This window comes from Streptomyces hokutonensis (assembly GCF_042751305.1).
Lineage (GTDB): Bacteria > Actinomycetota > Actinomycetes > Streptomycetales > Streptomycetaceae > Streptomyces > Streptomyces hokutonensis_A.
This window is the reverse complement of sequence record NZ_JBHYWD010000008.1, coordinates 142,463-155,585: the sequence shown is the minus strand read 5'-3', so window position 1 is coordinate 155,585 and position 13,123 is coordinate 142,463. Positions and strand designations below refer to the sequence as shown.

The following is a 13,123-nucleotide window of genomic DNA, read 5'->3' as shown; positions in this document are numbered from 1 at the left end:
GGGCGGCGCTCAGGTCCGCGCTGTAGTGGGACAGCGGTCCGGTCAGGGCGCGGGCCCGGTCGAGGGGGGCCCCGGGTGGGAGGGGGGGGGGTTGGCGGGGGGGGGGGGGGTTTGTCGCTCCCCCCCCCCCGCTGGCATGTTCCACCGGGTTACCAAGCGTCCTCGAAATATTGCCCATCAGGTCGGGAACATTGCCCGTCGCCTGGTGCGGCTGGCCCGTAATCGACGGGTCGACGTCGCGTGGGTGCTCGGTGTTCATGCGCGGTCCGTGGGGCCAAATGCGTTATTAAGGTGATCCTTTCGGATGTCCTTGGTCTCGCGGGCCGTTGAATCCTTTGTACTCCCGCGCCGGGGGAAGTGGAACCCCTTGCCGCGCTTCTTTACTTTTGCGCTCAAAGGGTCACTAACCGGCGTAAACGGTCGCCGCCTTGCGCCGGCTCGCGTACCAGACGAGCCCCGCCGTGGCCGCCGCCGCACCCACGGCCGCCGCCACCACGAGCGCCGGACGGGGCGGCACCGAGAGTGTGGGCAGCCGCTGCTTGAGCCGGACCGGGCGGTTGAAGTCCAGAATCGGCCACCCGCGCGCGAGGGCCTCCTTGCGCAGCGCGCGGTCCGGGTTCACGGCGTAGGGGTGGCCCACCGACTGGAGCATCGGCACATCGGTCATGGAGTCGCTGTAGGCGTAGCAGCGGTCGAGGTCGTAGCCCTCGGAACGGGCCAGCTCCTTGATCGCCTCGGCCTTCGTCGGGCCGTACGCGTAGTACTCCACCTCGCCCGTGAAGCAGCCGTCGTCGCCCACCACCATGCGGGTCGCCACCACCCGGTCCGCGCCCAGGAGTTCACCGATCGGCTCGACCACCTCGGCGCCCGACGTGGACACGATCACCACATCGCGGCCGGCCCGGTGGTGCTCCTCGATGAGGGAGGCCGCCTCGTCGTAGATGATCGGGTCGATCAGGTCGTGCAGGGTCTCGGCGACGATCTCCTTGACCTGCTGGACGTTCCAGCCGCGGCAGAGCGAGGACAGGTACTTGCGCATCCGCTCCATCTGGTCGTGGTCGGCGCCGCCGGCGAGGAAGACGAACTGCGCATAGGCGGTCCGCAGCGCGGCCCTGCGGTTGATCAGTCCGCCTTGGTAGAAGGACTTGCCGAAGGTGAGCGTGCTCGACTTCGCAATGACCGTCTTGTCCAGGTCAAAGAAGGCTGCTGTGCGGGGCAAGGAGTGGTTTTCCACAACCCAGAGCATAGGCGCAGCCCATTCGGCGTAAGGTGTGGCGCGTGGGTTTGCCTGAGAGGGCTCTCGGGTACACCATGGAAGTCACGGATCGTTCGCGACCGTGCTAACGCGGCCCGGCTCCTCCCCCCCCGAGTCGGCCGTGAAGGCGACCCCCACTCTCCCCCCCGGTGGGGGTCGTCGCATGTCCGGACCCGTTTTCCCTTCCTGCGCATGGCCGTGAGGCCAACCCGAGGCGGCTGAGGCCGCCTTTTTTCATGCCCAGAGCTCGTCACTGTGCGTAGCTGTGAGGCTGCGCTGCGGAACTCGCACAGAGGCCAGTACGGGGGTCACCGGTATGGGTGACGGCGATATTCACAGGCCCCGCGTTGTCCACAGTTTTCGACCAAGATCCACACGATTTCCGGGATGCCCGCACCGTGATTCCAACGCGTCCTCGCTCGCGGCGAGTTCATGGCCGGTTCCGTTTGTCGGACGCGTTCGGCCGGTTTCTGTCGGCCGTGCATATGGAGGCCGATCGCCGGTTCTTCACACGTTTGGGAATCGCGGGACCGCAGGGGCCACGCGAGAGACACATCGATGGGGGATGGAAAGAATGGCCGGAACTGTCACACACGATCCACCACCCGCCGCCGGCGGACGACAGGGCGGACCGCTGATCGTCACCGAGGACGCCGAACTCCTCGACGACCTGCTGCGCCTGTGCGCGGCGGCCGGCGCGACGCCCGAGGTCCATCCCGGGGTGCCGGAGCGCCGGGGCGGCTGGGAGACGGCGCCGCTCGTCCTCGTCGGCGACGACGCGGCACGACGGGTGCGCGGAGCCGCCCGCCGGCACGGGGTGGTGCTGGTCGGCCGCGACCAGGACGACTCCGGGGTCTGGCGGCGCGCCGTCGAGATCGGCGCCGACCACGTCCTGATGCTGCCCGACGGCGAGCAGTGGCTCGTCGACCGCATCGCCGACGTGGCCGAGGGTGTCGGCCGCCCCGCGCTCACCGTCGGCGTCATCGGGGGCCGCGGCGGGGCCGGAGCGTCCACGCTCGCGTGCGCCCTCGCCGTCACCTCCGCGCGGGAGGGACTGCGCACCCTCCTGGTGGACGCGGATCCCCTCGGCGGCGGACTCGACGTACTCCTCGGCGGAGAGAGCGCGGAAGGCCTGCGCTGGCCCGCGTTCGCCGCCTCGCGCGGCCGGGTCGGCGGCGGCGCCCTGGAGGAGTCCCTCCCCGAACTCCACTCGCTCCGGGTGCTCAGCTGGGACCGCGGCGACTGCGTCGCCATCCCGCCGCAGGCCGTCCGCGCGGTGCTCGCCGCGGCCAGAAGGCGCGGTGGCACGGTCGTCGTCGACCTGCCGCGCCGCATCGACGACGGGGTCGCCGAGACCCTCGCCCAACTCGACCTGGGCCTCCTGGTGGTCCCCGCCGAACTGCGCGCCGTCGCGGCGGCCGGCCGGGTGGCGTCCGCCGTCGGCATGGTCCTGCGCGATCTGCGCGTGGCCGTCCGCGGGCCGTACGCCCCCGGCCTCGACGACCGGGAGGTGGCCCGCCTGCTCGGACTGCCGCTGGCGGGCGAAGTGCCGGTCGAATCGGGCCTGTTGCGGCCGCACGAGGGCAAGGCGCCGCCGGGGGCCGCCGGGAAGGGGCCGTTGTCGCGGTTCTGCCGGGAGTTCTGGGAGCGGGCGCTGGTCGAGGCGGGTGGCGTATGAGCGAGCTGGTGGGGAGTGGGTTCGGTCCGGCTCCGGGGATGCCCGCCGGGATGCTCGACGGTGTGCGGCGGTGGCTGGCCGAGAGCGGGGGCGAGCCGACGCCAGCGCGGGTGGCGCAGGCGCTGCGGGAACATGGGCGGGTGCTGGGGGACGCCGAAGTGCTGGGCGCGGCCGAGCAGTTGAGGTCCGAACTGGTGGGCAGCGGGCCACTGGAATCCCTGCTGGCCGACCCCTCGGTGACCGACGTCCTCGTGTCGGCCCCGGACCGGGTGTGGGTCGACCGGGGCGGCGGCCTGGAACTCACCGCCGTCACCTTCCCGGACCCGGCGGCCGTGCGACGACTCGCGCAGCGCCTGGCCGCGGTGGCCGGACGCCGGTTGGACGACGCGCGGCCCTGGGCCGACGCCCGGCTGCCCGACGGGACCCGTCTGCACGCCGTACTGCCCCCGGTCGCCGTCGGCTGCACCTGCCTCTCGCTCCGTGTCGTACGACCGCGCGCGTTCACGCTCGACGAACTGGTCGCGGCGGGCACGGTCCCGCCGGGCGGCGACCGGATCCTGCGGGCCGTGCTCGAGGCCCGGCTGTCCTTCCTGATCAGCGGCGGCACCGGCAGCGGCAAGACGACACTCCTGAGCGCGCTGCTCGGACTGGTCGGGCCGGGCGAACGGATCGTGCTCGCCGAGGACTCGGCGGAGCTGAAGCCCGACCATCCGCACGTCGTACGGCTGGAGAGCAGACCCGCCAACCAAGAGGGCGCCGGCCTCGTCACCCTCCAGGACCTGGTCCGCCAGGCCCTCCGGATGCGGCCCGACCGGCTGGTCGTCGGCGAGGTCCGAGGCCCCGAGGTGGTCCATTTGCTCGCCGCGCTCAACACGGGCCACGAGGGCGGCTGCGGGACCGTCCACGCGAACGCGGCGGCCGACGTCCCCGCCCGCCTGGAGGCCCTGGGTACGGCCGCGGGCCTCGACCGGGCCGCGCTGCACAGCCAGTTGGCGGCGGCGCTCTCGGTGGTCCTGCACCTCGTACGGGACCGGGCCGGGCGGCGACGGATCGCCGAGGTGCATGTCCTGGAACGGGACCCGTCCGGGCTGGTGCGGACGGTACCGGCGCTGCGGTGGGGCGCGGAGGCGTTCGCGTACGAGCGGGGGTGGGAGCGGCTGCGGGAGTTGATTCGGGGCGGGGCGAGCGTGCGGGGCTGACTACGGCGAACGGGAGTGGTGATGGACGTGGGAACAGGTGAGATGTCGGTCGGGGTGGCCGCGGTGTGTGTCGGGGCCCTGGTCTGGCAGATGGGCGGGCGGCAGTCCGGGGCGCGGCGGGCGCAGTTGCTGTTCGCGGACGGCGGGACGGTGGGCGTCGGCCCGCCCTCGTGGGAGCGGGCCGTCGACGAACTGCGGCGGATCCGGGGCCGGTTGCGGGCCGAGTGGTGGTCGCTGGGCGTCGGACTGGTGGTGGCGGTACTGGGGGCTTCGGTGGTTCCGGTCGTCGCGGGGGCGGTCGGAGTGCCGTTGCTACGGAGGGTGCGGCTGGCCGGGGAGGCCCGGCGGGCGCGGGAGTCTCGCGGGGACGCGGTGATCGCGCTGTGTTCGACGCTGGCCGGGGAGGTGCGTGCGGGGCGGCAGCCGGGCGAGGCGTTGCTGCGGGCCGCGCTCGACTCCGGCGGGCTCGGGGAGGCACAGGCCGCGGTGCTGGCGGCGGCGCGGTTCGGCGGGGACGTGCCGGGTGCGCTCACCTCGGCGGCCCGACAGCCGGGCGCGGACGGCCTGGTGGGGCTCGCCGCGTGCTGGCGGGTGGCCGTGGACCAGGGGGCAGGACTCGCCGCGGGACTCGACCGGCTCGAAGGGGCGTTGCGCGCGGACCGGGACCAACGGGCCGACCTGCGCGCCCAGTTGGCCGGAGCACGGGCCACCGCGGTGATGCTCGCCGGACTGCCGGTGCTCGGGTTGCTGCTCGGCGCGGCGATGGGCGCCGATCCGCTGCGGGTGCTGCTGCACAGCGGGGCGGGGTTGGGATGCCTGGTGGTCGGGGGGTCGCTGGAGGGCCTGGGGATGTGGTGGGCGCTGCGGATCGTGGGCGGGGTGGAGGCGGCATGAGTACGGAAGTTGTCCACAGGCTGGGGGCGGCCCTGGGGGCTGCGCTGGTCGTCGGGTGGTTGGTGCGGTGGCTGGACGCGCTGCGGCGGGAGCGGAGGGCTCGGCGACGGCTGGCCGGGCTGCTGCCCCGGGAAGGTCGGGAGGTGCCGGAAGCGCCTTCTGCCGGGCGGCGGTTCGGGGCTCGGGATGCGGTCCGGCGGTGGTTGCCCGTGGCGGGCGTCGTAGGTGCCGGGTGGGTGTTGGTCGGCGGGATCGCCGGAGTCGCCGTGGGCGGGGCTGCCGCACTCAGGCTGTGGTGGTGGCGTCGTAGGCAGGCGGCCGACGACACCGGCGCCGAGCGCGACGCGGCCACCGCCGCACGCCAACTCCCGCTCGCCGCCGATCTGCTGGCCGCCTGCATCGCCGCCGGGGCCTCGCCGGTGATCGCTGCCCAGGCCGTGGGCGAGGCGCTGGCGGGACCAGTGGGAGAACGGCTGGCGCGCGCGGCTGCGGAGGTACGGCTCGGCGGCGAACCGGCCGACGCCTGGCGGAGGTTGGCCGCACTTCCGGGCGCCGGCCCGCTGGCTCGGCTGCTCGAACGGGCCGACGAGTCGGGGCTCCCCGCCGCCGGACCGGTCGCACGGCTCGCGGCGGAGGCCCGCGCCGACTGGACCCGCACCGCGACGGCACGGGCCCGGCGGGCCGCCGTCCTGATCACCGCGCCGGTGGGGCTGTGCTTCCTGCCCGCGTTCATCGCGGTCGGCGTACTGCCCGTGGTGATCGGGCTCGCGGGCGGGGCGACGGGAGGGGGCGGCGGCTGATCCGACAAGAAAGCAACCAAGCAATCAAGCGGCTGAACCAACAGGAACCTCACGGGGGTTGAGATGTACAAGGCAGTGCAGGGAGTACGGGCAGCGGCGGTACGGGTGGTCCGAGCGGTACGGGTACGGGCGCGACTCGGCGCCGCCGCGCGCCGGGACGCCGGTATGGCAACGGCTGAATACGCGATGGGGCTTGTCGCAGCGGTGGCGTTCGCCGTGGTGCTCTACAAGGTGGTGACCAGCGGAGCGGTCAGCACGGAGCTCCAGGACATCGTGAAGCGGGCCCTCGATGCGAAGGTGTGAACGCCGGGGCGGCGACGGGGGGTTCGTGACGGCCGAGGCGGCCGTGGTCCTGCCCGTGCTGGTGATGTTCGCCATGGCACTGGTGTGGGGGCTGCTCGTCGTGGCCGCGCAGATCCGGTGCGTGGACGCGGCGCGGTCGGGCGCCCGTGCGGCGGCTCGGCAGGATCCCGCCGAGTCGGTCGTCCAGGTGACCCGGGACACGGCACCGCGTGACGCGAGGGTCACGGTCTCCCGGGAGGGCGACCAGGTCCATGTGGTCGTGGTCGCGAAGCCACCGATGCTCGGCGGGCTGCCCTTCGAGGTGCGGGAGGAGGCCGTGGCGGTGGCGGAGGAGACGGTCGGAGAGGGGAGGGCGGGGCCGTGAGGCGTCGTATCCCCGTGCTGGGGCGCATGAGATTCCCTCACCGTGGCCGGGACTCGGACCGTGGGTCCGCCACCGTGTGGAGCCTCGGGGCGATGGCCGTGATGTGTGTCGTGTTCGGCATCGTGCTCGCCCTGGGGCAGGCCGTCGTGGCCCGGCATCGCGCGGCCGGCGGCGCGGATCTCGCGGCCCTCGCGGCGGCCGACCACTGGGCGGAGGGCGGTGCGGGGGCCTGCGCCCGGGCGGAGCGGGTGGCGCGGGCACAGGGGACGCGGCTGGTGCGGTGCGCGGTCGTGGGGGAGACGTCGGACGTGACGGCGGCGGCAGGACTGGGACCGTTCGCGACGGAGGTCAGAGCACGGGCGGGCCCTGCGGGGCCGGTACCTCCGTCGGTCCCGGTACCTCCGGCGCCTCCCGCAACAGCTCCGTGAGCAACCGCACCGCCCCCCGCTTGTGCAAGGGCTCGTTGCCGTTGCCGCACTTGGGGGACTGGATGCAGGACGGGCAGCCGGCGTCGCACTCGCAGGAGGCGATGGCCTGGCGGGTGGCGGTGAGCCAGGCGCGGGCCGTGTGGAAGGCGCGCTCGGCGAAGCCCGCGCCGCCGGGATGGCCGTCGTACACGAAGACCGTGGGGAGCAGCGTGTCGGGGTGGAGGGGGACTGAGACCCCGCCGATGTCCCAGCGGTCGCAGGTGGCGAAGAGGGGGAGCATGCCGATCGAGGCGTGTTCGGCGGCGTGCAGGGCGCCGCCGAGGATCTCCGGGTTGATGCGGGCGGCGTCGAGCTGGTCCTCGGTGACCGTCCACCACACGGCGCGGGTGCGGAGCGTACGAGGAGGGAGGTCGAGTTTCGACTCGCCGAGGACTTCGCCGGTGATGACACGTCTGCGGAGGAAGGAGACGACCTGGTTGGTGACTTCGACGGAGCCGTAGCACAACCGGCCCTGGCCCCAGGGGAGTTCGATGTCCGTCTCCAGGACGGAGATGGCTGTCGTGTCGCGGGCGACCGTCGAGTACGGGGGGGTGGCCTCCTCGACCAGGGCCACCGAGTCCTCCAGGTCCAGGGAGCGCACCAGGTAGGTGCGGCCCTGGTGGAGGTGGACCGCGCCCTCGTGGACGGTCGCGTGGGAGGCGGACTCGTCGACCGTGCCCAGCAGGCGGCCCGTGCCGTTCTCGACGACCTGGACCGGCTTTCCGCCCCCGCCGCGGATGTCGGTGAGGTCGGCGGCCCGTTCGCGGCGCGTCCAGTGCCAGGCCTTCGCCCGGCGGCGGAGCAGTTTCGCGGCCTCCAGCTGCGGCAGCAGGTCCGCCGTGGCCGGGCCGAACAGGTCCAAGTCCTCGTCGGTCAGCGGGAGTTCCGCCGCCGCCGCGCACAGGTGCGGGGCCAGGACGTACGGGTTGTCCGGGTCCAGGACCGTGGACTCCACCGGCTGGTCGAAGAGGGCCTCCGGGTGGTGTACGAGGAAGGTGTCCAGGGGGTCGTCGCGGGCCACCAGGACGGCCAGGGCGCCCTGGCCGGAGCGTCCGGCGCGGCCCGCCTGCTGCCACAGGGAGGCGCGGGTGCCGGGGTAGCCGGCGATGAGGACGGCGTCCAGGCCGGAGACGTCGATGCCGAGTTCGAGGGCGGTGGTGGCGGCGAGGCCGAGCAACTCGCCGGAGTGGAGGGCGCGTTCGAGGGCGCGCCGCTCCTCGGGGAGGTAGCCGCCCCGGTAGGCGGCGACCCGCCCGGCCAGTGAGCGGTCGACCTCGGCGAGGCGTTCCTGGGCGATCAGCGCGATCAGCTCGGCGCCGCGCCGGGACCGTACGAAGGCCACCGAGCGGACGCCCTGGACGGTGAGGTCGGTCAGCAGGTCGGCGGTCTCGGCGGTGGCCGTGCGGCGGACCGGGGCGCCCTTCTCGCCGTGGAGTTCGGTGAGCGGGGGCTCCCAGAGGGCGAAGACCAGTTCACCGCGCGGGGAGGCGTCGTCGGCGACCTCGACCACGGGGAGGCCGGTGAGGCGGCGGGCGGCGACCGAGGGCTCGGCGGCGGTCGCGGAGGCGAGGAGGAAGACGGGGGAGGAGCCGTAGCGGGCGCAGAGGCGGCGCAGTCGGCGCAGTACCTGGGCGACGTGGGAGCCGAAGACGCCCCGGTAGGTGTGGCACTCGTCGATGACGACGTACTTCAGGGACTTCAGGAAGGAGGACCAGCGCGGGTGCGAGGGCAATATGCCGCGGTGGAGCATGTCGGGGTTGGTCAGGACGTAGTTGGCGTACTGGCGTACCCACTCGCGCTCCTCGAACGGAGTGTCGCCGTCGTACACGGCCGGGCGAACGGCATTGCCCAGAGGTTGTGAAAGTTCCTTCACGGAACGGAGCTGGTCGGCGGCCAGGGCTTTGGTGGGGGCCAGGTAGAGGGCGGTGGTGCCGCGGCCGTTCGGCGCCTCGGAGCCGTCGAGGAGGGCCGAGAGGACCGGTACCAGATAGGCCAGCGACTTGCCCGAGGCGGTGCCTGTGGCAACGATCACTGACTCGCCGTCGAGGGCGTGCTCGGCGGCCTGTGCCTGGTGGGCCCAGGGGTGTTCGATACCGGCTTCCTGGACGGTGGCGATCACCTCCGCGCGAATCCGGTCAGGCCAGACGGCATGGCGGCCCGCACGTGGGGGCAAGTGCTCCGTATGAGTGATGCGCGAAGCCCGGCTCGGTCCGGACGCGAGCCGGTCCAGAACCGTGCCCGGCGAGAGCCCGGACACGGGGTTCGCCGAGGGTCGATCGGATCGCTGATTCTTGGCCATCGGCACCGAGTGTGTCACTGGCGTGACGGACAATGGAGCCAAGGCGTCGTGCACGCCCTGCGGTAAGTGATTGAATGCCATCGCGGCTGGCGAACCGTCCTGGGGGCTCTGCCGAGGTGTCCCATGGGATGACCGCTCGATAGCAAGGTGCTGGAGGATCCGTGGACCTGTCCCTGTCGACCCGTACCGTCGGCGATCGTACGGTCGTCGAGGTCGGTGGCGAAATCGACGTATATACCGCGCCCAAGTTGCGCGAACAGCTGGTCGAGCTGGTGAACGACGGGAGTTTCCACCTCGTCGTCGACATGGAGGGCGTCGACTTTCTCGACTCCACCGGGCTCGGTGTGCTGGTCGGCGGCCTGAAGCGGGTGCGTGCCCACGAGGGCTCGCTGCGCCTGGTCTGCAACCAGGAGCGCATTCTGAAGATCTTCCGTATCACCGGCCTCACCAAGGTGTTCCCGATTCACACCTCGGTCGAGGAAGCGGTGGCGGCCACCGACTGACCGACCGTTCAGGGAGCGGTGAACGACCGCTCCCCGATCGGCCGTATAGACGACCGGTGGACCGGGCTTTCGGCAGCCCGGCCCTCCGACAGCACGCCCGTAGTCCCGAGGGGGATGCATGGCCACCGTTGAACTCCGCTTCAGCGCGCTGCCCGAGCACGTCAGGACCGCCCGACTGGTGGCGGCAGCGGTGGCGCGCAGGGCCGGAGTGGACGAGGCCGTACTCGACGAGGTGAGACTCGCCGTCGGCGAGGCCTGCACCCGCGCCGTCGGGCTGCACCAGAGCAGCGGGATCACCGCCCCGGTGAAGGTGCTGCTGATCGAGGAGGAGAAGCAGTTCTCCATCGAGGTCGGCGACGAGGCACCACGCTCGGCCCCCGGCGACAAGGCGCCCGGGGCGCTGGGCGAGGATCCGGACGCGGAGACCGAGGAGGACGAGATGGGTCTCGCTGTCATCAGCGGGCTCGTCGACGACGTCGAGGTCACCGCGGGAGAGCACGGCGGATCGATCCGTATGACCTGGCCGACGACCCCGCCGGCCACCCCGCTTTCCTGAAAACCGCCGCACACCACAGCCGAAGGGCCCTGCTGAGCAGGGCCCTTCGGCATTTCCGGGAGGGTACCTCGAGTGCCCGTTCTCGGCACGTTGGAATTCGTGAATCAATTCACGATCAATGCCCCGCCCGGTGCCTCGATAATTTGATCAAGCGCCAATGCTTTTAAGGCATTACTATGCGAAGGCCAATTCCGTTTGCCGCGCACTGTTTTGATCAGGTTCCGGTACCTACAATCCGTCCACATCTTGAGCTCAGCACAGGCGTCAAGGAGGACGAATGGCGGGGCTTTCTACCCCTCAGCAGTTTGACCACCCCACAACCTTCGCAGCCGCAGTCCTGACCCACGACAACCGCATCCTCGTGATGGTGATCGGCCTCGTGGCTCTGGCAGCGCTCGTGGTCGCGGGCATCCTGGTCCGCCAGGTACTCGCGGCCGGTGAGGGCACGGACAGCATGAAGAAGATCGCGGCAGCGGTCCAGGAGGGCGCGAACGCCTATCTGGGACGGCAGTTGCGCACGGTCGGCGTATTCGCCGTGATCGTTTTCTTCCTGCTTCTGCTGCTGCCCGCGGACGACTGGAATCAGCGCGCCGGACGATCGATCTTCTTTCTGATCGGCGCGGTGTTCTCGGCGACCACCGGCTATATCGGCATGTGGCTCGCCGTACGCAGTAATGTCCGCGTCGCCGCGGCGGCCCGGGAAGCGACCCCGGCGGAGGGTGAGCCCGAAAAGGATCTCACCGCCGTCTCGCACAAAGCCATGAAGATCGCTTTCCGCACGGGCGGCGTCGTCGGCATGTTCACGGTGGGGCTCGGTCTGCTCGGCGCCTCCTGCGTGGTGCTGGTGTACGCGGCCGACGCGCCGAAGGTGCTGGAGGGATTCGGCCTCGGCGCCGCCCTCATCGCCATGTTCATGAGGGTCGGCGGCGGCATCTTCACCAAGGCCGCCGACGTCGGCGCCGACCTGGTCGGCAAGGTCGAGCAGGGCATCCCGGAGGACGACCCGCGCAACGCCGCGACCATCGCCGACAACGTGGGCGACAACGTCGGCGACTGCGCGGGCATGGCGGCCGACCTCTTCGAGTCGTACGCCGTGACGCTGGTCGCCGCGCTGATCCTCGGCAAGGCGGCCTTCGGCGACTCCGGGCTGGCCTTCCCGCTGCTCGTGCCGGCGATCGGTGTGCTCACCGCCATGATCGGCATCTTCGCGGTGGCGCCACGCCGGTCCGACCGCAGCGGCATGTCCGCGATCAACCGGGGCTTCTTCATCTCCGCGGTGATCTCGCTCGTGCTGGTGGCGGTCGCGGTCTTCGTCTATCTGCCGTCGTCGTACGCCGACCTCGACGGCGTCACCGACGCGGCGATCAAGGCCAAGGACGGTGACCCGCGGATCCTCGCGCTCGTCGCCGTGGCCATCGGCATCGTGCTCGCCGCGCTGATCCAGCAGCTGACCGGCTACTTCACGGAGACGAACCGCCGTCCCGTGATGGACATCGGCAAGACCTCGCTCACCGGCCCGGCCACCGTCATCCTCGCGGGCATCTCGCTGGGCCTCGAATCGGCCGTCTACACCGCCCTGTTGATCGGTCTGGCCGTCTACGGCGCGTTCCTGCTCGGCGGTGCCTCGATCATGCTGGCGCTGTTCGCGGTGGCGCTGGCCGGTACCGGGCTGCTCACCACGGTCGGTGTGATCGTCGCCATGGACACCTTCGGGCCGGTCTCCGACAACGCGCAGGGCATCGCGGAGATGTCCGGCGACGTCGAGGGCGCGGGCGCGCAGGTGCTCACCAACCTGGACGCGGTGGGCAACACCACCAAGGCCATCACGAAGGGCATCGCCATCGCCACCGCCGTCCTGGCGGCGTCGGCGCTCTTCGGCTCGTACCGTGACGCGATCCTCACCGCCGCCAACGACGTCGGCGAGAAGATCTCGGGACCGGGCGCACCGCTCAACCTGATGATGGACATCTCCCAGCCCAACAACCTGGTGGGGCTCATCGTCGGCGCCGCGGTCGTCTTCCTCTTCTCGGGGCTGGCGATCAACGCGGTCTCGCGGTCCGCCGGAGCCGTCGTCTACGAGGTGCGGCGGCAGTTCCGCGAGCACCCCGGGATCATGGACTACACCGAGACACCGGAGTACGGGCGCGTCGTCGACATCTGCACCAAGGACGCGCTGCGCGAACTGGCCACGCCCGGCCTGCTCGCCGTGCTCACGCCGATCGCGGTCGGGTTCACGCTCGGTGTCGGCGCGCTCGGCTCGTTCCTCGCGGGCGCGATCGGCACCGGCACGCTGATGGCGGTCTTCCTCGCGAACTCGGGCGGCGCCTGGGACAACGCGAAGAAACTCGTCGAGGACGGCAACCACGGCGGCAAGGGCAGCGAGGCCCACGCTGCCACGGTGATCGGCGACACGGTCGGCGACCCGTTCAAGGACACCGCGGGACCGGCCATCAACCCGCTGCTGAAGGTGATGAACCTCGTCGCGCTGCTCATCGCGCCCGCGGTCATCAAGTTCAGCTACGGCGCCGACAAGAACATCGGGGTGCGCATCGCGATCGCGGTGCTCGCGTTCCTGGTGATCGTCGTCGCGGTGTACATCTCCAAGCGGCGCGGGATCGCCGTGGGGGACGAGGACGACGCCGGGCGGGTGGCCGAGAAGGCGGACCCCGCGGTGGTTTCGTAGGCGGTCCTACGGGCCCGGTTCGGGGCTTCTTGCGAGATCCCGATCAACAGGCGGGCGGGCGGGGCCCGGGGGGGGGGCCCGCCCCCCCCCCCGCCCGCGGTGTATGACAAGGCCGAAAAACA

At 71.8% G+C, this 13,123-nt stretch carries 12 protein-coding genes; 10 read left to right on the top strand and 2 right to left on the bottom strand.

Features of this window, described 5'->3' with window-relative positions; translation table 11 throughout:
* Positions 1 to 403: 403 nt before the first annotated feature.
* Positions 404 to 1,246, bottom strand: coding sequence for an HAD family hydrolase (locus ACFXC1_RS22515; RefSeq protein ID WP_381245181.1), 843 nt, complete (start codon positions 1,244 to 1,246; stop codon positions 404 to 406).
* 583 nt (positions 1,247 to 1,829) lie between these two features.
* Between ACFXC1_RS22515 and ssd the strand changes: the two genes are divergently transcribed.
* The 7 genes from ssd to ACFXC1_RS22480 all read left to right on the top strand — a co-directional run bounded on the left by ssd (position 1,830) and on the right by ACFXC1_RS22480 (position 6,921).
* Entirely contained in the window at positions 1,830 to 2,933 is a 1,104-nt protein-coding gene (gene ssd / locus ACFXC1_RS22510; protein ID WP_381245179.1) for a septum site-determining protein Ssd, read from the top strand.
* The gene (locus tag ACFXC1_RS22505) at positions 2,930 to 4,132 is read left to right on the top strand and encodes a TadA family conjugal transfer-associated ATPase (protein ID WP_381245177.1); all 1,203 of its coding nucleotides are present in this window, start codon (positions 2,930 to 2,932) and stop codon (positions 4,130 to 4,132) included. Before ssd ends, ACFXC1_RS22505 begins: the two co-directional genes overlap by 4 nt.
* A gap of 21 nt (positions 4,133 to 4,153) precedes the next feature.
* Entirely contained in the window at positions 4,154 to 5,026 is an 873-nt protein-coding gene (locus tag ACFXC1_RS22500; RefSeq protein ID WP_381245176.1) for a type II secretion system F family protein, read from the top strand.
* Positions 5,023 to 5,826 carry a type II secretion system F family protein gene (locus ACFXC1_RS22495; protein WP_381245174.1) on the top strand — a complete coding sequence of 268 codons (804 nt, stop codon included), beginning with the start codon at positions 5,023 to 5,025 and terminating at the stop codon, positions 5,824 to 5,826. Before ACFXC1_RS22500 ends, ACFXC1_RS22495 begins: the two co-directional genes overlap by 4 nt.
* A 63-nt stretch (positions 5,827 to 5,889) precedes the next feature.
* Positions 5,890 to 6,129, top strand: a complete 240-nt coding sequence (locus ACFXC1_RS22490) for a DUF4244 domain-containing protein (RefSeq protein ID WP_381245172.1) — start codon at positions 5,890 to 5,892, stop codon at positions 6,127 to 6,129.
* Complete coding sequence (locus ACFXC1_RS22485; RefSeq protein ID WP_381245170.1) at positions 6,116 to 6,493, top strand: TadE family type IV pilus minor pilin; 378 nt, start codon at positions 6,116 to 6,118, stop codon at positions 6,491 to 6,493. Before ACFXC1_RS22490 ends, ACFXC1_RS22485 begins: the two co-directional genes overlap by 14 nt.
* Positions 6,494 to 6,519: 26 nt before the next feature.
* Positions 6,520 to 6,921, top strand: a complete 402-nt coding sequence (locus ACFXC1_RS22480) for an Rv3654c family TadE-like protein (protein ID WP_381245169.1) — start codon at positions 6,520 to 6,522, stop codon at positions 6,919 to 6,921.
* Here the strand turns inward: ACFXC1_RS22480 and ACFXC1_RS22475 are convergent.
* On the bottom strand, positions 6,842 to 9,340 hold the full coding sequence (locus ACFXC1_RS22475) for a DEAD/DEAH box helicase (RefSeq protein WP_381245167.1): 2,499 nt from the start codon (positions 9,338 to 9,340) through the stop codon (positions 6,842 to 6,844). The genes ACFXC1_RS22480 and ACFXC1_RS22475 overlap by 80 nt on opposite strands.
* Positions 9,341 to 9,420: 80 nt before the next feature.
* On the opposite strand from ACFXC1_RS22475, the gene bldG reads away from it, so the two are divergent.
* From bldG to ACFXC1_RS22460, 3 genes are all read left to right on the top strand, one after another.
* The gene (bldG, locus tag ACFXC1_RS22470) at positions 9,421 to 9,762 is read left to right on the top strand and encodes an anti-sigma factor antagonist BldG (RefSeq protein ID WP_003975386.1); all 342 of its coding nucleotides are present in this window, start codon (positions 9,421 to 9,423) and stop codon (positions 9,760 to 9,762) included.
* Between the two features lie 118 nt (positions 9,763 to 9,880).
* Positions 9,881 to 10,318, top strand: coding sequence for an ATP-binding protein (locus ACFXC1_RS22465; protein ID WP_359611787.1), 438 nt, complete (start codon positions 9,881 to 9,883; stop codon positions 10,316 to 10,318).
* 277 nt (positions 10,319 to 10,595) lie between these two features.
* Complete coding sequence (locus ACFXC1_RS22460; protein ID WP_381245164.1) at positions 10,596 to 13,001, top strand: sodium-translocating pyrophosphatase; 2,406 nt, start codon at positions 10,596 to 10,598, stop codon at positions 12,999 to 13,001.
* Positions 13,002 to 13,123 lie beyond the last annotated feature (122 nt).